Source organism: Blastococcus sp. SYSU D00813 (genome assembly GCF_054050735.1).
This window is the reverse complement of the sequence record NZ_JBJGZX010000040.1, coordinates 24,899-42,385: the sequence shown is the minus strand read 5'-3', so window position 1 is coordinate 42,385 and position 17,487 is coordinate 24,899. Positions and strand designations below refer to the sequence as shown.

General features: G+C 77.4%; 15 protein-coding genes. 9 read left to right on the top strand and 6 right to left on the bottom strand.

Annotation, left to right across the window (positions count from 1 at the left end; genetic code table 11):
• The coding region (locus ACI8AX_RS20400) for an ABC transporter substrate-binding protein (RefSeq protein ID WP_456551688.1) at positions 1 to 907 on the top strand (907 nt) is incomplete at its 5' end.
• A 246-nt stretch (positions 908 to 1,153) separates the two neighbouring features.
• Entirely contained in the window at positions 1,154 to 1,720 is a 567-nt protein-coding gene (locus ACI8AX_RS20395) for a TetR/AcrR family transcriptional regulator (protein WP_456551687.1), read from the top strand.
• Positions 1,721 to 1,758: 38 nt separating this feature from the next.
• Here ACI8AX_RS20395 and ACI8AX_RS20390 read toward each other — a convergent pair whose 3' ends face one another.
• The 3 genes from ACI8AX_RS20390 to ACI8AX_RS20380 are packed head-to-tail and all read right to left on the bottom strand — an operon-like array spanning position 1,759 to position 4,234.
• Positions 1,759 to 2,640: a hypothetical protein gene (locus ACI8AX_RS20390; RefSeq protein WP_456551686.1), complete on the bottom strand. Its 882-nt coding sequence runs from the start codon at positions 2,638 to 2,640 to the stop codon at positions 1,759 to 1,761.
• Positions 2,637 to 3,503, bottom strand: a complete 867-nt coding sequence (locus tag ACI8AX_RS20385) for a patatin-like phospholipase family protein (protein WP_456551685.1) — start codon at positions 3,501 to 3,503, stop codon at positions 2,637 to 2,639. The genes ACI8AX_RS20390 and ACI8AX_RS20385 overlap by 4 nt, the downstream gene beginning before the upstream one ends.
• Positions 3,503 to 4,234: a glutamine amidotransferase gene (locus ACI8AX_RS20380; RefSeq protein ID WP_456551684.1), complete on the bottom strand. Its 732-nt coding sequence runs from the start codon at positions 4,232 to 4,234 to the stop codon at positions 3,503 to 3,505. The genes ACI8AX_RS20385 and ACI8AX_RS20380 overlap by 1 nt, the downstream gene beginning before the upstream one ends.
• A gap of 32 nt (positions 4,235 to 4,266) precedes the next feature.
• On the opposite strand from ACI8AX_RS20380, the gene ACI8AX_RS20375 reads away from it, so the two are divergent.
• Entirely contained in the window at positions 4,267 to 5,460 is a 1,194-nt protein-coding gene (locus ACI8AX_RS20375; protein WP_456551683.1) for an MFS transporter, read from the top strand.
• 2 nt (positions 5,461 to 5,462) lie between these two features.
• On the opposite strand, the gene ACI8AX_RS20370 is transcribed toward ACI8AX_RS20375, so the two are convergent.
• Positions 5,463 to 5,843 carry an SRPBCC family protein gene (locus ACI8AX_RS20370; protein ID WP_456551691.1) on the bottom strand — a complete coding sequence of 127 codons (381 nt, stop codon included), beginning with the start codon at positions 5,841 to 5,843 and terminating at the stop codon, positions 5,463 to 5,465.
• Positions 5,844 to 6,353: 510 nt separating this feature from the next.
• Here ACI8AX_RS20370 and ACI8AX_RS20365 point away from each other — a divergent pair.
• From ACI8AX_RS20365 to ACI8AX_RS20355, 3 genes are all read left to right on the top strand, one after another.
• Positions 6,354 to 6,800: a universal stress protein gene (locus ACI8AX_RS20365; protein WP_456551682.1), complete on the top strand. Its 447-nt coding sequence runs from the start codon at positions 6,354 to 6,356 to the stop codon at positions 6,798 to 6,800.
• Between the two features lie 88 nt (positions 6,801 to 6,888).
• A complete protein-coding gene (locus ACI8AX_RS20360) occupies positions 6,889 to 8,355 on the top strand; it encodes a PP2C family protein-serine/threonine phosphatase (protein ID WP_456551681.1) in 1,467 nt (488 codons plus the stop codon).
• Positions 8,352 to 9,035, top strand: a complete 684-nt coding sequence (locus ACI8AX_RS20355) for an HAD family hydrolase (protein WP_456551680.1) — start codon at positions 8,352 to 8,354, stop codon at positions 9,033 to 9,035. The genes ACI8AX_RS20360 and ACI8AX_RS20355 overlap by 4 nt, the downstream gene beginning before the upstream one ends.
• A gap of 23 nt (positions 9,036 to 9,058) precedes the next feature.
• Here the strand turns inward: ACI8AX_RS20355 and ACI8AX_RS20350 are convergent, their stop codons facing one another.
• Entirely contained in the window at positions 9,059 to 9,292 is a 234-nt protein-coding gene (locus ACI8AX_RS20350) for a hypothetical protein (protein ID WP_456551679.1), read from the bottom strand.
• Between the two features lie 171 nt (positions 9,293 to 9,463).
• Between ACI8AX_RS20350 and ACI8AX_RS20345 the strand changes: the two genes are divergently transcribed.
• Positions 9,464 to 10,351 carry a universal stress protein gene (locus ACI8AX_RS20345; protein WP_456551678.1) on the top strand — a complete coding sequence of 296 codons (888 nt, stop codon included), beginning with the start codon at positions 9,464 to 9,466 and terminating at the stop codon, positions 10,349 to 10,351.
• 73 nt (positions 10,352 to 10,424) lie between these two features.
• Positions 10,425 to 13,283 (top strand): FAD-binding and (Fe-S)-binding domain-containing protein, encoded by a 2,859-nt coding sequence (locus ACI8AX_RS20340; protein ID WP_456551677.1) that lies wholly within the window; start codon positions 10,425 to 10,427, stop codon positions 13,281 to 13,283.
• On the opposite strand, the gene ACI8AX_RS20335 is transcribed toward ACI8AX_RS20340, so the two are convergent.
• On the bottom strand, positions 13,280 to 14,806 hold the full coding sequence (locus tag ACI8AX_RS20335) for a sensor histidine kinase (RefSeq protein ID WP_456551676.1): 1,527 nt from the start codon (positions 14,804 to 14,806) through the stop codon (positions 13,280 to 13,282). The genes ACI8AX_RS20340 and ACI8AX_RS20335 overlap by 4 nt on opposite strands.
• Before the next feature lie 136 nt (positions 14,807 to 14,942).
• On the opposite strand from ACI8AX_RS20335, the gene ACI8AX_RS20330 reads away from it, so the two are divergent.
• Complete coding sequence (locus tag ACI8AX_RS20330) at positions 14,943 to 17,474, top strand: HAD-IC family P-type ATPase (protein WP_456551675.1); 2,532 nt, start codon at positions 14,943 to 14,945, stop codon at positions 17,472 to 17,474.
• Positions 17,475 to 17,487: the final 13 nt, after the last annotated feature.

Here is a 17,487-nt window from a genome sequence, read left to right as displayed (position 1 = left end):
GGACGACGTCTACGCGATGATCAACGTGAGCGCGTTCTTCTACGGCGCGTCCCCCTTCCTCACCTCGGCGGCGAGCGACACCCCGGTCATCGGCGGCGCCTGGGACGGCGCCCAGGAGTGGTCGGCCACCGACGACAACCTGTTCAACTCCGGCTTCGTCCCCGACTACGACACCGTCTACAGCGGCGCCGGCCAGTTCCTCGCCGACCAGGGGGCGACGAAGGTCGCCGGCATCGCCTACGTCAGCCCGAGCTCGCAGGCCGGTCTCGAGAGCGGCTTCGCGTCGATCGAGGCGGCCGGCCTCGAGCGCGGTTACGTGAACAACAGCGTGCAGTTCGGCAGCACCGACGTCGGCCCGCTGGTGCTGGGCATCCTCGAGTCCGGGGACGACGCCGTCTACACGACGATCAACTTCGACACCTCGCTGGCCCTGGTCGCGGGGCTCAAGCAGGCGGGTTGGGAGGGGAAGGCCTTCATCTCCCCGACCGGCTACGGCGCCGACCTGCTCGCCTCGGAGCCGGCCGTCGAGATCGGGCAGGGCGTGATCTTCTCCAACGCCTTCACCCCGGTCGAGAACGACACCGAGGCGACGCGGGCGCTGAGCGAGGCCCTGCAGGCCGAGGGCAACGAGTCCGGCATCCCCGGCTTCTACGAGAGCCAGGGCTGGTTCGGCGCCGACCTGCTGCTCTACGGCCTCGAGCAGGCCGGCTGCGACGCCACCCAGGAGGAGCTCATCTCCACCCTCCAGGAGACCGACGACTGGGACGCCGGCGGCCTCTACCCGCGGGCCATCCCGCAGAGCACCACGGAGTACGACGAGCAGTGCTCGTTCTACCTCCGGCTCGAGGGCGACAGCTTCGTGCCGCTCAACGACGGCGAGCCCGTCTGCGGCGAGGCCATCAGCTAGGAGGGGCCCATCCCCCCGGACGGCCCGGCCGGTCCCGTGCGGACCGGCCGGGCCGTCCGGCCGCGCGGCACCGGTGGTCGCGCGGCGGCGCGCCTCGGGACGGGCGGTGGGCATGCGGCTCCTCCGGAGACACCTCCCCGGCACGGGGAGTTCGTGGCAGTTCCTGCCACGAGGCAGATCGTGCCATACATTGACGACCTTCGACAGGTGCCGTGCGGCACCGGCCCGGACGGCGAGGAGAGCGGCATGGAGGGACTCCGCGAGCGCAAGCGCGCGCACGCCCGCGCGGCGACGGTCGAGGCCGCGCTCCGGCTCTTCGCCGAGCACGGCTACGAGCGGGTCACCGTGGCCGACATCTGTGCCGCGGCGACCATCGCCCCGCGGACCTTCTTCCGCTACTTCCCCTCGAAGGTCGACGTCCTGGCCGCGCCGGTGCAGGACCTCGCCGACCGCCTGGTGGAGACGATCGAGGCCGCTCCGGAGGACTGGGGCGACAGCGAGGTGCTGCGGCGCGGGCTGCGCGAGGTGGGCGAGCGCATCGTCGCCCACGAGGGGTCGATGTCCCTGCTGTTCCGGCTGATCCGCTCCTCGGAGGAGCTGCGGACCTCGCCCTGGATGTCCCTGGAGGACCACGAGCTGCGGTTGGCCACCATCCTCGCCGCGCGTCGTGGCCAGCCCGGCGGGGCCGACTGGCGCACCCGCCTCGAGGTGGCGTGCCTCCTGGCCGCCTTCCGGATCTGGCTGCACGACTTCGCCGAGCAGCGCGGCGCCGACCCGCTCGGGCACCTCGACGAGGTGCTCACCCACCACTGAGGCCGGCCTGGCCCGACGGCGGCGGCCGGGGATCCCGCTCAGCCGCCGGCCGCGGCCTCGCGCCGGGCGATCCACTGCTCGGCCGCGGCCAGCACGCGCAGGTGGTAGGCCCGCGCCGTCCACCCGAGGCTGATGTTGTGGCCGGCGTCGGCCTCGAGCGCCGTCTGCACCACCGGGGCGGCGGTGAACAGCGCCGCCACCTCCGCCAGCGCCGCCGGTCCCGGGGCCCACCACGCCTCGTGCTCGGCGAGGACGTACCGCGTGGGCACGCGCACCCGGGCGGCCAGCCGCGGGAGCTCCTCGCCCCAGCCGGCGAGGTCGGTGCCCTCGCTGACCGTGCCCGGGGTCGCCGGGCGGACGGCGCGGCGGCTGCCCGCCGGGTACAGCTCCTCGTGCCCCCAGATGAGCCGGCCCAGCGAGGACCCGCCCAGCCGGCCGTCGCCGGCCGCGGTCGCCTCGTGCACCGCCGGGGAGAAGCGCAGGCCGGTACCGGAGAACTCGAGGCCGAGGAGGCCGGCCCCGCGCGGGTCGGCCGCCATCCGGATCGCGGAGATGCAGCCCATCGAGTGGGCGAGCAGGAGCACCCCGGCGCCGCGGCCCCGGCCGGCCAGCGCGGCGTCCAGGACCGCGTACAGCAGGTCGGTCCGCTGCTCCGGCGGCAGGGCCGCCGCGCCGTCGCCGGGCACGTAGCCCGGCCGGTCGGGGGCCACGACCGTCCAGCCGAGGGCCGGGGCGACCCGCAGCAGCGACAGGGACGGTTCCAGCGGGTGGTCGAAGTACTCCTTCCCCGAGCCACCGCCGTGCAGGGCGAGGACCACCCCGCGCGGTCGCTCGGCGTGGGCCACGAGGACCGACACCGGCGTGCCGAGGACCTCGGTCTCGAGCAGCTCGGGGGCGTCGCCGACCCGCACGCCGGTCACCGCCACACCTCCCGGACCGCGGCCGCCACGGCGCCGGCCTGCCGCCGGCCCGCGCGGGCGGAGGGGGCGCGGATCCGCGGGTCGAGCGGGTCGGTGCCGAACGCCGCCCGGGAGTCGTCGTCGGCGACCACCGCGAGCACCGTGCCCTGCCGGCGGACCGTCTCGAGCTCCGCGGCCAGGCCCGGTCCCAGCCCGCTCACCGCCGAGCCGTCGACGGGGGCGAGCACCAGCACGCGGGCGCAGCCGGCCGCGAGGTCGGCGTTGGTGGCCGAGCGCATGCCGCCGTCCACGTACCGGGAGCCGCCGACCGTCACGGGGGGCCACAGGCCGGGGACCGCGCAGCTGGCGGTGACCGCGTCGAGCAGCGGCACCCCCGACCCGGCGTCGAAGGTGGTGAACGCGCCGTCGGCGGCGTCCACCGCGGTCACGACGAGCCGGGCGGCCGGCCAGCCGGCGTCCCCGATCCGCGAGGCGACGGCGGCCCGGCGGTCGGCCTCGGGCACGGTGTCGGCGGCCAGCGCGAACTCCCCCACCCGCGCCCGCGCCTCCTGCTCCCCGCCGGCGCCGGTCAGCGCGGCAGCGATGGCGCCCATCAGGAGCACCGGGTCGAACCCGACGGCCGGCTCCTCGTCCGGCACGGGCTGCAGCTGGTCGGCGTAGAGCTCCTCGAGGTCGCGCCCGGTGCCCAGGAGCGCGCCGACGACGGAGCCGGCCGACGTGCCGACGACGAGGTCGGCGTCCCGCACGTCCACGCCCGCCTCGGCGAGGCCGGTGACCAGGCCGATCTCCCAGGCCGCCCCCGCGATCCCGCCGCCGCCGAGCACCAGGCCCCGCTCGGGCGCCGCGCCGCCCCGCCGGGACATCAGCCGTACCTCTCGACGAAGGTCGCCAGCATCCGCCCCGGCTCGGTGACCACGGCGGTCGAGATGCGCGCGACGAGCTCCTCGAGCTCGGCGGGCGGGAAGTAGCCCGCGTGCTGGTAGACCCGGGCGCGGGTCACGACGCCCGCGACGTCGAGCTCCGGGTGGAACTGGGTGGCGTAGACGTTGCGGCCGACGCGGAACATCTGCACCGGGCAGGCCGGGGAGGACGCCAGCAGCACCGCCGAGGGCGGCAGCACCCGGCAGGCCTCCTTGTGCCCGACGAGCGCGTCGAACACCTCCGGCATCCCGGCGAGCACCGGGTCCTCGCGGCCGGCCGGCGTCAGGGTGACCGGCACGCAGGAGACCGGCTCCCCGTACGTGCGGTCGACCACCCCGCCCTGGTGCACACCGAGGGTGCCGACGCCGTAGCAGGCACCGAAGAACGGCTTGTCCGCCGGCACGACCCGGTCCAGCAGCGCCGCGAGATCGGCCTCCACCCGCCGCTGCACCGGCGACTTGTCCGCGTCGGGGTCGCTGGAGGTGAACGGGCTGCCCCCGACGATCACCCCCGCGTAGTCGTCGAGGTCCAGCTCCGGCATCGGCGCGGCCTCCAGGCGCACCCGGCGCAGCCGCGACTCCGGCAGGCCCGTGACGCGGAGGAAGGCCGCGTACTCGTCATCGGCCGCGGCGTCCTCCGCCCGCGTGGCCAGCAGGACGAAGGGCCGGCGCACGGCAGCGATGCTAGGGCCGCGATGCTGGTCCGGTGACGGCCGAGCCCACCACCACCGACCTCCCCCGGGCCGCCCGCGCCGCGGTGGCCGCCTGCTTCTTCACCAACGCCGTCCTCTACGCCGCGCTCGTCCCCCGGCTGCCGGAGGTCAAGGACCGGCTGGACCTGTCCAACTCCGCCCTCGGCGCCGCCCTGGCGGCGCTGCCGCTGGGCGCCCTGCTCGCCGCGCTCTCCTCCGCCGCGCTGATCCGCCGCTTCGGCTCGGGCCGCGTGGCGTCGGCGGGGCTGGTCGCCCTCGCCGCCGGGATCTGGGCCGCCGGGGTGGCGCCGTCGTGGGGGCTGTTCGCCGGGGCGCTGCTCGTGGCCGGTGCGCTGGACGCGGTGGTGGACGTCGCGCAGAACGCGCACGGGCTGCGGGTGCAGCGCCGGTACGGCCGGTCGATCCTCAACTCCTTCCACGGCATCTGGAGCGTCGGCGCGGTCACCGGCGGGCTGCTCGGGTCGGCGGCCGCCGGGCTCCGCGTCCCCCTCGCCGCACACCTGGGGGCCACCGCCGTCGTCTTCGCGGCCGTCGCGGTCGCCGCCGGGCGGCGCATGCTGCCCGGCCCCGACGACGCCGACCGCGACCCGGCGGCCGGCGCCGCCGCCGGCGAGCGGCCGCTCCCCCGGCGCGGGCTGCTGCTCGGCATGGCCGCGCTCGGCGTCCTGGCCGCGTGCGGCGCCTTCGTCGAGGACGCCGGCTCGTCGTGGAGCGCCCTCTACCTGCGCACCGAGCTGGACGCCGGCGCCGCCACGGCCGGCCTGGGCTTCGTCGCGCTGTCCGCGGCGATGACGGTCGGCCGGCTGACCGGGGACCGGGTGGTCGACCGGTTCGGCCAGCGGCGGGTGGCCCGGGTCGGCGGCGCGGTGGTCGCCGCGGGTCTGGGGCTCGCGCTCGCGCTCCCCTCGGTGCCGCTCACCCTGGCCGGCTTCGCGCTGGCCGGGCTCGGCGTGGCCACCCTCGTCCCCGCCGTCTACGCCGCGGCCGACGCGCTGCCGGGGCTGCGCCCGGGCACGGGCCTGACGGTGGTCAACTGGCTGCTGCGGATCGGCTTCCTGGTCAGCCCGCCGCTGGTCGGGCTGCTGGCCGACGCCGCGAGCCTGCGGGTGGCGCTGCTGACCGTCGTCGTCGCCGGGCTGGTCACCCTGGGGCTCGGCCGGGTGCTCCGGCGCTCGCCGGCGGGCTGAGGTCAGGCAGGGACGGCGAGGACGTCGTCGACCTGGGCCAGCGACGAGGTCAGCCCCTCGACCACGCCCATGTCGAGGACCTGCTGCATCTGCTCGCGGGAGGCGAACCGCGACCGCACGGTCATCCGGGTGCCGCCCCCGACCGGCTCGAGGTCGACCCGTGCCCGGGTCACGGGCATGCCCTCGGCGGGCTCGCCGTCCGGTCCGGAGAACCCGTCCTCGAACTCCAGCGAACGCGGCTCGTCGAGCGCGGTGGAGCGCCACCAGCCACCGGAGGCCGTCCCGTCCGGGCCGGTCATCGTGTAGCGCGACTGCCCGCCCACGGCGACCTCGTGCCGGGTGGAGCGGGCCGGCCAGGTGGGCGGCCCCCACCAGCGCTTCAGCTCCGCGGGTCGGCCCAGACCTGCCAGATCCGCTCCGGCGGCGCGGCCAGTTCGGCCACGACCGTCAGGGTCAGGGCGTCGAGGTCGGTGGTGGTGTCGACGACGGTCACGGGTTCCCTCCGGGGTCCTCGGCGAGCAGGTCCTCGATCCGGCCGATGCGGCCGCGCCAGACCCGCTCGAGCTCTCCGAGCAGCCGGGCGGCCGCTCGGACGGTGCCCACCTCGCCGCGGACGAGCTGCTCGCGCCCACGGCGTTCCTTGCTGACCCAGCCCGGCCGGCTCGAGCACGGCCACGTGCTTCTGCACCGCGGCGAAGTTCATCGGGTACGCCCGCGCGAGCTCCGACACCGACGCCGGCGCGCTCAGCACGCGGGCGACGATGTCGCGCCGCGTGGCGTCGGCGAGGGCGCCGAACAGCCGGTCGGTGGTCGCCACGTCCAGCTGATCTACAACCACGAGGTCGTACGTCAGCGCCGCCGCCTCCGGCTGTCGACCCCGTTACCGTCGGGCCGTGGACCCCGACCGCCCCGGCTCGACCGTCGTCGCCGGGGTCGACGGCTCGCCCACCTCCCTGCGCGCCGCGGCGTACGCCGTGGGCCTGGCCCGCCGGCAGGCCGCCGGCCTGGTGCTGGTGTACGTGCGCGAGCCGGTGCCGGCCTCGGCCGCCATCGGCGCGGGCCTGGACCCGCAGGCGTTGGTCTCCGCCCGGGAGGTGCAGGACGCGGTGCAGGCCGAACTCGGCCGGGCCGTGGCCGAGCTCAGCGGGCCGGACGCCCCGCCGGCGGAGTTCGTCGTCCGGGTGGGCAACCCGTTCCGCGAGCTCACCGCGGTGGCGCGCGAGCGGCGCGCCGACGTCGTCGTCGTGGGGGCCTCCACCCACCCCGGCCACCGGGTGGCGGGCAGCCTCGCGCTGCGCCTGGTCCGCGCCGGCGAGCGGCCGGTGACCGTCGTCCCGTAGCGGTCCGGCGCGGCCCGGATCCCGGCTGCGCTGACGTACCCTGCCCCGGTCCCCTGCCGGAGCGGCCCGAGGACGGAGGGGAGCCCAGGTGAGCGCACCGGCCGCGGACGGCCCGGGCTGGCTGGCCGACCTCGTCGCCCGGCTGACCGGCGAGCTGGACGCGTCCGCAGGCCGCGCCCGCTCCTGGGCGGTCCGGCACCCGCTCACCGGCGCACCGCTCACCCTGACCGCCGAGCTCTCCGGCGGGGAACTCGGGCTCCGGCTGGCCGGTGGGGACCCCGCGGCCGACGGCGGGCTCCCGGTGGCCGGAGGTGCGCTCGACGCGCTCGCCGGCAGCCTGGACGTCGCCGAGGCCGCCGACCAGCTCGCCCGCCTGGTCGTGCCCGGCCTGGCCGACTGGGCGACGGTCACGGTGCTCGGCGAGGACGGCGCCCCGGACCGGTCCGCGCTGGCCCACACCGACCCGGCCCGCCTGGGCGACGTCGACACCTACATCAGCCGGCGGGTGACCGCCCCGCGCGACCAGGCCTCGGTCACGGCCGCGCTGCGCTCGGGCGAACCGGTGCAGATCCGGCAGATCGGCGTCGACCTGGGGCCCGACGCCCAGCCGGACCCGGAGGTGCGCGCCGCCTGGCGGCGGCTGGACCCCACCTCGTCGCTGTTCGTGCCGCTGCGGGCGCGCGGTGCCGCCTTCGGCGTGCTCTCGCTGGTGAACTGCGGGGACCGGCCGCCGCACGGCCCGGCGGAGATCGCCGCGGCCGTGCGCCTGGCCCGCCGCGCGGCGCTGGCGCTGGACAACGCCCGGCTGTTCGAGCGGCAGCTGCAGGTCGCCGAGACCCTGCAGCACAGCCTGCTCACCCCGCCGCCGCAGCCGGCCGGGCTGGCGATCGCCGTCCGCTACCGGCCGGCCAGCTCGCACGCGCTGGTCGGCGGGGACTGGTACGACGCCGTCGAGCAGCCCGACGGCGCGACGCTGCTGGTCATCGGCGACGTGGCCGGGCACAACGTCGAGGCAGCCTCGGCGATGGCCCAGCTGCGCAGCGCCGTGCGGACGCTGGCCTACGACCGCCCCGACAGCCCCGCCCGCACGCTGGAGCGGGTCGACCGGGTGCTCACCGGCCTGCACGTCGGCACGCTCGCGACCGCGCTGGTGGCGCGCCTGGAGGTACCGGGCTCCGACGGCGGCCGCGTGCTGCGCTGGTCCTCGGCCGGGCACCTGCCCCCGCTGCTGCTCGCCCCGGACGGCGACACCCGGCTGCTCGAGGCCCCGCCGGAGCGGATGCTCGGCCTCGAGGACCCGACGCAGCGCACCGACCACGAGGCGACCCTCCGCCCCGGCGACACCGTCCTGCTGTGCACCGACGGGCTGGTCGAGGCCGGGCGCGTGGACATCGACGCCGGCCTCGCCCGGCTCTCCGCGGCGGTCGCCGACCTGGCCGCCCTGGACCCGGGCGCCCTGTGCGACCGGCTGCTCTCCCGGCTGGTCCCCGACCGCGCGGAGGACGACGTCGCCGTCCTCGCCGTCCGCTGCCTGGCCGTCGGGGTCGGTCCGTGACCGCGTCACCACTGGTGACGTTCGACCTGTTCAGCGCGCTGCTGGACGCCCGCACCGGTGGCGCCGCCGTGCTCGGCCGCCTCGCCGCGGAGCACGGCCGGCCGGGGGCCGGCGAGGACCTGTACGCCGCCTGGGACGCCCGGAACAAGGCCTCCCAGCGGGACACCGCCGAGTGGCTCACCTTCGCCGAGCACAGCCGGCAGGCGCTCGCCGGCGCCTGCGCGGAGCTCGGTGTGCCGCTGGACGTGGACGCGGCCACGGCGGCCCTGCTGGCGTCCGTGGCGGAGTGGCCGCTGTGGCCGGACACCGCCGCCGGGCTGGCCGCCGTGGCGCGGGAGTTCGCGGTCGGCGTGCTCTCCAACGTCGACGACGAGGTGTTCGCCCGCACCCGCGTGGCGGCGCTCGTGCCCCCGGACGCCGTCCTCACGTCCGAGCGGTTGCGGGCCTACAAGCCCGCGCCGGCGGTCTACCGGCGGGCCCTCGAGCGCGCCGGCGGGCGGCTGGTGCACGTGGCCACCTCGGCGCGCGACGTGCGGGGCGCGCTGGAGGCCGGGCTGACCGTCGTCCGCCTGCGCCGGCCGGGGCACGCCCTGGACCCCGCCGGACCGGCTCCCCGCTGGGACGTCGGCGGCACGGCCGAGCTGCTGCCCGTGCTGCGGGAGGCCGCCGGCGCCCGGTGAGGGCCGCCGCCGGCGCGGGTGGGTCAGCCGGCGATGCGGCGGCACTCCGGGCAGCGGGCGCTGTCGCCGACGCGCTGCCAGGCGAGGTCGGCGACGGCGGTGACCAGCTCGCCGCACTCGGCGGCGGCCAGGCCGTCGACCACCGGGCGCGAGACCGCGTGCGCGCGGCCGAGGACCCGGTCGGCGTCGGTGGCGCCCTGGCCTGCACGGCCCGGGACGGCGGTGGGCGTGCCCACCACGTAGAGATCGGCACCCATGTGCGCACGATGCACGCCGTCCGGAACGGCCCGGTGTCGTCCAGGTGGCGGCCCGGTGTCGGCGGGACGGACGTCCGGCGCGGGCCGGACACGGACCGACGGCCCTACCGCCGCCGGCTGCGCGGGCGGACCCTGGAGGGGCACGGGGGACGGCCCTCGCGGAGGTGCGGCATGACCCTGACGACCCCCACCCCGACCGGCGCCCCGGCGGCCGCCGGCGACCAGGCACCGCCGGCCGTCGTGGTCGGCAGCGACGGGAGCCCGTGCGCCCTGGAGGCGGTGCGCTGGGCGACGGCTGAGGCCGCGCGGCGCAGCGCGCCCCTGCGGATCGTGCACGCCGCGCCGCACCTGCGGGCCGCGGCGCCGGCCGGGACGCCGGACCTGCGCGCCGCCCGGCGGCTGACCGGCACGGCGTACACCCTCGCCCGGCACACCGACCCGGCGGTGGTCGTCACCACCGAGGTCGTGCCCGACGCGCCGGTCCGGGCCCTGCTGCGCGCCGCGGAGGACGCACAGCTGCTCGTGCTCGGCATCTCGACGACCGGTGCGCTCGACGAGCTGGTCCTCGCGCCGGTCGCCCAGCACGTGGTCGCCGGCAGCCCGCGCCCGGTCGTCGTCGTCCCGCGCCCCCGGTCGGCGGCCGACGCCGGCCGGCCGCTGGTGGCGGTCCTCGGGCTGGGCGAGCCCGCCGACGACGAACCGGTGGCGACCGAGGCCGCCGCGGCGGCGGTGCGCCTGGGCAGGCCGCTCACGGTGCTCCACGCCGGTGGTGCCCGCCCCGGCTGGACCGCCGACCCCGCCGAGTGGGCGAGCCGGTACCCCGACCTCGACGCCATGCACACGCCGCTGGCGGCGGTCAGCGGGAGCCGGCTGGCGGCCGCGGCCTGCCCGACGCCGCTGCTGCTGCTCACCGCCGGCCACGGCGGGCTGCTGCACCGGCCGCTGGACGGCCTGCACCGCTGGCTGCTGCGGCACTGCACCTCGCCGATGCAGCTGATGCCCTCGCCGTCGCGGCCGACGGGGCGCGAGCCGCGGGAGGAGGTCGTCGCGATCGGCTGACCACCGTGCCGGCCGGGGAGGCGACCAGCGCCCTCGCGGAGCCCGGCGGCACGACCGCCGTAGATTCGAGGGCGTGAGCACCGCCGCCCCCGCCGAGACCCGTGAGCTGGCGGAGGCGCTGCGCTCCGCCGGCCTGGCCGACGTCGACGACTCCGGCCTGGCCCGGGCGCTGTACTCCTCCGACGGGTCGCTGTACCGGGTGCTGCCGCGCGCCGTCGTCCGTCCGCGGCACCCCGACGAGCTCGTCGCCGTCCTCGAGGTGTGCCGGGAGCTCGGCGTGCCGCTGACCGCACGCGGCGCGGGCACCTCGATCGCCGGCAACGCGGTCGGGCCCGGCGTGGTGGTGGACACCAGCCGGTACCTGCACCGCGTGCGGTCGATCGACGCCGAGGCGCGGACGGCGACCATCGACCCCGGCGTGGTGCAGGCGGCGCTGCAGACCGCCGCGCGGCCGCACGGGCTGCGGTTCGGGCCCGACCCGAGCACGCACAACCGCTGCACCGTCGGCGGGATGATCGGCAACAACGCGTGCGGCTCGCGGGCGCTGGGCTACGGGCGGACGTCGGACAACGTCGTCGGCCTGGACGTGGTGACCGGCGGCGGGGAACGGCTGGCCCTCGGCACCGGGCCGGTGAGCGGGTCGCCGACCCTGGACCGGCTGCGCGACCTGGTGGCCGGGGACCTCGCGGCGATCCGCACCGAGCTCGGCCGCTTCGGCCGGCAGGTGTCGGGCTACTCGCTGGAGCACCTGCTGCCCGAGCACGGCTTCGACGTGGCCCGCGCGCTGGTCGGTAGCGAGGGCACGCTGGCCCTGGTGCTGGGCGCCACCGTGCGGCTGGTCGCCGACGCGCCGTTCCGCGGGCTGGTCGTGCTCGGCTACCCGTCGATGGCCGACGCCGCCGACGCGACGCCGCCGCTGCTCGCGCACGGGCCGACCGCCGTCGAGGGCCTGGACGAGCGGATCGTGCAGCGGCTGCGCGACGTGCCGGCCGCCGTCGTCCCCGAGCTGCCGCGCGGCAACGGCTGGCTCATCGTGGAGCTGACCGGCGACTCGGTCGCCGAGGTGGAGGCCAAGGCGCGCGGCGTGGTCGCCGACGCCGGCGCCGTGGACACGATGGTGGTCACCGACGTCGCGCAGGCCGCGGCGATCTGGCGGATCCGGGAGGACGGCGCGGGGCTCGCCGCGCGCACCTCCGACGGGCGCCCGGCGCACGCCGGCTGGGAGGACGCCGCCGTCCCCGTGGGGCAGCTCGGCGGCTACCTGCGCGAGTTCGACGCGCTGCTCGAGGAGCACTCCCTGCAGGGCGTGCCCTACGGCCACTTCGGCGACGGCTGCGTGCACGTGCGGATCGACTTCCCCTTCGGCCGCGAGCCCGACCGCGGCCGCGAGGCCTACCGGTCGTTCGTCACCGACGCCGCAGCGCTCGTGGCCCGGCACGGCGGGTCGATCTCCGGCGAGCACGGCGACGGCCGGGCCAGGGGCGAGCTGCTCACCTCGATGTACTCGTCGAAGGTGATCGGCCTGTTCGAGCGGGTGAAGGCCGTCTTCGACCCCGACGACGTGCTGAACCCCGGCGTGCTGGTGCGGCCGGCGCCGGTGGACGCCGACATCCGGGTGTCGGCCGCGCCGCGGCTGACCCGCACCTCCCGGCCCACCCTCGCCTTCGCCTACCCGCACGACGGCGGTGACTTCTCCAACGCCGTGCACCGCTGCACCGGCGTGGGCAAGTGCCGGGCCGACCTGACGGCGGCCGGTGGGGTCATGTGCCCCTCGTTCGTGGCCACCCGCGAGGAGGCGCACAGCACCCGCGGCCGCGCCCGCGTGCTGCAGGAGATGATCGCCCCGGGCGGGCCGGTGACCGACTGGCGTTCCCCGGAGGTGCACGAGGCGCTGGACCTGTGCCTGTCGTGCAAGGGCTGCTCGCGCGACTGCCCCACCGGCGTCGACATGGCGACCTACAAGTCCGAGGTGCTGCACCAGACCTACCGCCGGCGCATCCGGCCGCGCTCGCACTACGTCCTGGGCCGGCTGCCGTTCTGGTCGGACCTGGCCGCCCGCACCCCGAGGCTGGCCAACGCGGTCATGCGCTCGCGCCTGGGTGGGCGGCTGGCGAAGTGGACCGCCGGGGTCGACCAGCGCCGCTCGCTGCCGGCGTTCTCGCCGCGCACGTTCCGCGCCGACTGGGCCGCCCGCCCGGCCGCCACCCACGACGGGCCGCCGGTCGCGCTGTGGGTGGACTCCTTCACCGACCACTTCGCCCCCGAGGTGGCCTCCGCCGCCGTCGCGGTGCTCGAGGACGCCGGCTACCGGGTGCAGGTGCCCGGCGCCGACACCTGCTGCGGGCTGACCTGGATCACCACCGGCCAGCTCGACGCGGCGCGGAGGACGGTCGGCGCGACCGTCGCCGCGCTGGCCCCGCTCGCCCGCGCCGGGGTGCCCGTCGTCGGGCTGGAGCCCTCGTGCACCGCGGTGCTGCGCGGCGAGGCGAAGGACCTCGTCCCCGGGGCCGACGCCGACGCCGTCGCGGCCGCGACGAAGACCCTCGCCGAGCTGCTGCGCGACACCCCGGGCTGGCGGATGCCCGACCTCACCGGCCTCCCGGTCGTGGCCCAGCCGCACTGCCACCACCACGCCACCATGGGCTGGACGACCGACGAGACGCTGCTGCGCGACGCCGGCGCGCAGGTCCAGCGGATGGGCGGCTGCTGCGGCCTGGCCGGCAACTGGGGCGTGGAGAAGGGCCACCACGACGTGTCGGTCGCCATCGCCGGGCACCAGCTGCTCCCGGCGGTCGAGGCGCTGCCCGCCGACGGCGTCGTGCTGGCCGACGGCTTCTCCTGCCGCACCCAGCTCGACGACCTCGCCGGCCGCCGCGGCCTGCACCTGGCCGAGCTGCTCGCCCAGCGGCTGCCCGACCGGGCCCGCGCCTAGCGGACGAGGACGGCGGCGTCCGTCGACGGCGCCGCGTCGCCGGCGTCGCCGTCCGGCTCCTCCTCGTCGGGCCGCTCGACGGTGGCGTGCGGCAGGCGCACCGTGACCACGGTCCGGCCGGGGCGACTCGCGACGTCGACGCTGCCGCCGTGCGCGGCGACCACGGCCTGCACGATCGCAAGGCCCAGGCCGGTGCTGCCGGCGGCGCGGTTGCGGGAGGCGTCGCCGCGGACGAACCGCTCGAACACCCCCGGCTGCAGCCCCGCGGGGATGCCGGGGCCGTCGTCGGTCACCTGCAGCACCGCGGTGCCGTCCTCGGCCCGCAGCCGGGTCGTCGCGGTGGTCCCCGGCGGGGTGTGCGTGCGCACGTTGGCCAGCAGGTTGGCCAGCACCTGGTGCAGGCGGACGGCGTCGCCGGGGACGCAGACGGCGGCCGCTGGCAGGTCGACCCGCCAGCGGTGTGCCGGACCGGCGGCGTGGGCGTCGCTGACCGCGTCGAGCACGGTGGCGGTGAGGTCGACGGTGCCGGGGACGATCTCCCGGCCGGCGTCCAGGCGGGCGAGCAGGAGCAGGTCGTCGACGAGGCCGGACATCCGCACCGCCTCGGCCTCCACCCGGCGCAGCGAGCGGTCGGCGTCCTCGGGCAGGTCGGTGGTGCGCCGCAGCAGCTCGGCGTAGCCGCGGATCGACGTCACCGGCGTGCGCAGCTCGTGGCTGGCGTCGGCGACGAACTGCCGCAGCCGGGTCTCCGACGTCTGCCGGGCGGCCATCGCGCCCTCGACGGAGTCCAGCAGCCGGTTGAGCGCCGCCCCGACCCGGCCGACCTCCGTCCGCGGGTCGGTGTCGGCCACCGGCACGCGGTCGGCCAGCCGGACCTCGCCGGAGGCCAGGGGGAGCTCGGCGACCCGGCCGGCCGTGGCCGCCACCCGGTGCAGGGGGCGCAGCGTCCGGCCGATCACCAGGTACGCGGCGGCGCCGGCGGCGACGAGCCCGAGCAGGCCGGCGACGGCCTCCGCGGCGGCCAGCCGCAGCAGCGCGCTCTGCACCGGCTCCAGCGGCAGGCCCGTCACGAGGACGGTGCCCTCGCCGGTGGCGCTCGCGACGACGCGGTACTCCCCCAGCTGCCCCAGGTCGACGGTGTGCGGCTCGCCGTCGGCCGGGACGCCGGCGAGGACGGCGGCCTGTGCGGCCGTGAGCGCCCGGCCGTCGCCGTCGGCCTCGATCACGGCGGCCGCGTCGACGACCCCGTCGGTGATGCTGGCGCCCAGCGTCCCGTCGCCCTGGCCGGGGGTGAGCAGCCAGTCCGGTCCCCCGCCCGGGCCGGTCCCGAACGGCGCCTCGTCGGCGTGCGAGGACCGGTCGGCGGCCGCGGCGAGCCGGGTGTCGACCTCGCCGACGAGCTGGCTGCGCAGCGCCGCCGTCGCGGCGGCGCCCACGACGGCGAGGACGACCGCCAGCGGCACGAGGAAGGCACAGAGCAGCCGGGCCCTCAGGGAGAGCCGGCGGGCGGACGGGCGTCGCATGCTCCCACGGTGGGCGGCCGCGCTGCCCGTTGCCTGGACGCCGGCGGTGAGCTCGCTGGACGGACTCCCCGGTCCGGGACGCGCCCGGCCCCGCGGCGGGGAAGACTGCCCCGGGAGCGGGGTGGGAGGGGGCGGCATGGACGTGCGGACGCCCGTCGGCGTCGCGGCCCCGGCCGGGCTGAGCGCGGCGGAGGCGGAGGCGCGGCGCCGGCGCGGGGAGGCCAACACCGCCGTCCGCGGCTCGTCGCGCAGCTACGCGCGGATCCTGCGGACCAACGTCTTCTCGTTCTTCAACGTCATCCTGTTCGTCATCGGCGCCGCGCTGCTGGCGCTGGGCCGGTACAGCGACGCGTTCACCAGCGTCGGGCTCGGGCTGGTGAACGCGGCGATCAGCGCGGTCCAGGAGATCCGGGCCAAGCGGAAGCTGGACCGGTTGCAGCTGCTCAGCCGCGGCCGGGTGACGGTGGTGCGCGACGGCCGCGACGCCGAGGTGCTGCCGCACGAGGTGGTCCGCGGTGACGTGCTGCACCTGCGGCCGGGCGACCAGGTCGTCGTCGACGGCCCGGTGCTCGACGGCGGGCAGCTGGAGGTGGACGAGTCGCTGCTGACCGGGGAGTCCGAGGCGCTGCTCAAGCGGCCGGGCGACGACCTGCTGTCGGGCAGCGTCTGCGTCGGCGGCGACGGGCACCAGCTGGCCCGGGACGTCGGCGCCGCCGCGTACGCCGGCCGGCTGACCGCCGAGGTCCGCCAGGTCAGCACCGACGCGACGCCGCTGCAGCGCCGGATCGCCTTCGTCGTCCGGCTGGTCATGGTGCTGGTCGGGCTGATGAGCGCGACGATCCTGGCGCAGGCCGCGCTGGAGGGGTTCTCGCTGGTCCGGACCGTGCAGACCACCGCGGTGCTCTCGGGGCTGGTGCCCTACGGGTTGTTCTTCCTGGTGGCCGTCGCCTACACCGTCGGCGCAGCCCGCAGCGCCGGCCGGGGGGCGCTGGTGCAGCAGGTCAACGCCGTGGAGTCGGTGAGCAACGTCGACGTCGTCTGCACCGACAAGACGGGCACGCTCACGACCGGCCGGCTCTCGCTGGCCGAGGTGGTCCCCCTCGGCCCGCTGCCGGCCGCGGAGGCCGGGCGGCTGGTGGGGTCGGTGGCGCGCAGCGCCGGGGCCGCGAACCTGACGACGGCGGCGCTGGCCGAGGCGCTGCCCGGCGACGCCGAGCCCGTGCTGGAGGAGGTGCCGTTCTCCTCGTCGCTGCGCTGGAGCGCGGTGCGCACCGCGGCCGGCGTGCTGGTGCTGGGGGCGCCCGACCGGCTGGCGCCGCAGCTGGCCGGCCCGCCACCGACCGACGCGGTGACCGCCCGGACCTCGCAGGGACTGCGGGTGCTGGTGGCCGCCCGGGCGGTCGATCCCGGCGTGCCGCTGCGGGACGACTCAGGCCGGCCGCGGCTGCCCGAGCTGGAGCCGCTCGCGCTGCTGGTGCTCGCCGACGAGCTGCGCCCAGGGGTGCCCGAGGCGATCGCGCGCTTCGCCGCGGACGGCACCGAGCTCAAGGTCGTGTCCGGCGACGACCCGGCGACCGTCGCGGCGCTGGCCCGGCAGGCCGGGCTGGACGGCGTCGACCCGGTGAGCGGCGCGCAGCTCGACGGGCTCCCGGACGCCGAGTTCGACGCCGTCGTCGCCCGCGCGTCGGTGTTCGGCCGGATCGCGCCGGAGCAGAAGGAGCGGCTGGTCGCCTCCCTGCGGCGGCAGGGCCGGTACGTGGCGATGATCGGCGACGGCGTGAACGACGCGCGGGCGCTCAAGCGCGCGCAGGTCGGCGTGGCGATGCGCAGCGGCAGCGCCGTCACCCGCGACGTCGCCGACATCGTGCTCACCGACGACTCGCTCGCCGCCCTGGCGCCGGCCCAGCACGAGGGCCGCCGGATCATCGCCGGCATCGGGACGTCGATGCAGGTGTTCCTGGCCCGCGTCGGCACCCAGGGGCTGGTGATCCTCGCCGTCACCATGCTGGGACTGGGCTTCCCCTACTCCCCCGCCAACGTCGGGCTGACGCTGCTGACCGTCGGGCTGCCGACGCTGTTCCTGACCGCGTGGGCGCGCCCGGCCCGGCCCGACCCCCACCTGCTGACGAACCTCTGGCGGTTCGTGGTGCCGGCGATGGTCGTGACCGCGGCCGCCGGCGTGGCCGTCTACGCCTACCACTACACGACGCTGCTCGACGGCTTCACCGACGACCAGGTGCCCGACGTCCTCGTCGACGCGTTCGAGCGGTTCACCGGCCTGTCGTCGGACGACATCGGCTTCACCGAGGCGGCGGCGACCATCGGCGCGCAGACCGCGCTGTCGACGTTCGTCTCCTACGCGGCGTTCCTGCTCATCCTGTTCCTGCGGCCGCCGCACCGGTTCTTCGCGTCGTGGACGAGCCCCGACGGCGACCGCCGGCCGGCCGTGCTGGTGGCGGCGCTGGTCGTCGTCTTCTCCGCGGGGTTGTTCGTGCCCTGGTTCACGACCTACTTCGGCCTCACCGACGCGGCTCGGCCGGTGTTCGAGACCGTGGTGCCGGCGCTGCTCGTGTGGTTCGCCCTGTTGAGCGCCGCCTACCGGTTCCGGGTGCTGGAGCGGGTGCTCGGGCTCCGGCACCTGCCGGCCGAGGGGACGCCGCTGGGCTGACCGGCGTCCCCTC